Origin of the sequence: Streptomyces tricolor (genome assembly GCF_002155905.1) — a bacterium.
Taxonomy (GTDB): Bacteria; Actinomycetota; Actinomycetes; order Streptomycetales; family Streptomycetaceae; genus Streptomyces; species Streptomyces tricolor.
Window position 1 is genome coordinate 1 of record NZ_MUMF01000977.1, and the last position, 818, is coordinate 818.

Annotated in this window: 1 protein-coding gene; it reads right to left on the reverse strand. The window is 72.7% G+C overall.

Going from position 1 to position 818, the window contains the following annotated elements; all coding sequences use genetic code 11:
* Positions 1–70: 70 nt before the first annotated feature.
* Positions 71–818 (reverse strand): phage baseplate assembly protein V (locus CCN44_RS42075; protein ID WP_244204079.1); only part of this gene is annotated, 748 nt, incomplete at its 5' end.

Consider the following 818-nt stretch of genomic DNA (forward strand, 5'->3'; position numbering starts at 1 on the left):
CCTTACGGCAGTAGGGACTGGGGTCAGGACCAGGGGCAGGACGGGGACAGGTACGGGGGCGGGGCCGGGGTCAGTTGATCCGGATGAGCTTGGCCTTCAGGACGCCCAGCAGGCCGCCGTCGACGGTGACGTCCGAGCTGCCGGTGACGCCGACCGACCGGCCGCCGATCTTCACCCCGACCCGGCCCTGGATGTCCACGTTCCGGCCGGACACGCTCACATCGCCGCGTCCCGCGTCCAGGGTGATGCCGTCCTTGTCGAGCCGGACGGAGGTGAGGGGTTGCCGGCCCCTGGCGTACACCGTCAGCTCGATCCGGTCCCGCCGGTCGTCGAGGAACACTTCGAGGCGCTCGTCTCCGGTGGTGAGCCGGAGGCCGGACGGACCCGGCGCCCGCGCGTCCAGCAGCTCCACCCGGTGCCCCGAACGCGACACCACGGAGCGGCGGTTGACCTTGCCGGTGGTGCTGTCGATCAGCGGGACGTCGTGCGGCGACGGCTTGTCGACGCCGTTGTACAGCCCGCCGAGGACGTACGGGCTGTCCAGCAGGCCCTGTTCGAAGCCCACCAGCACCTCGTCGTTGACCTCGGGGCTCACTACGCCTCCGCCGCCCCTGCCGCCCCACTGCACGGTCCGCACCCAGTCGGTGGTGTACGTGTCGTCCAGCCAGGGGAACTTCAGCTTCACCGCGCCGCTCTCGGCGCCGCCCGGCTCCCGTACGTCCGTGACCACGCCGATCGCGAGACCCGGCATGCGCGGGCCGCGGCTCGGCGCACCCGCGCCGGCGACCAGGCCCGTCAGGGAGCGGTCCGGGCTGGCG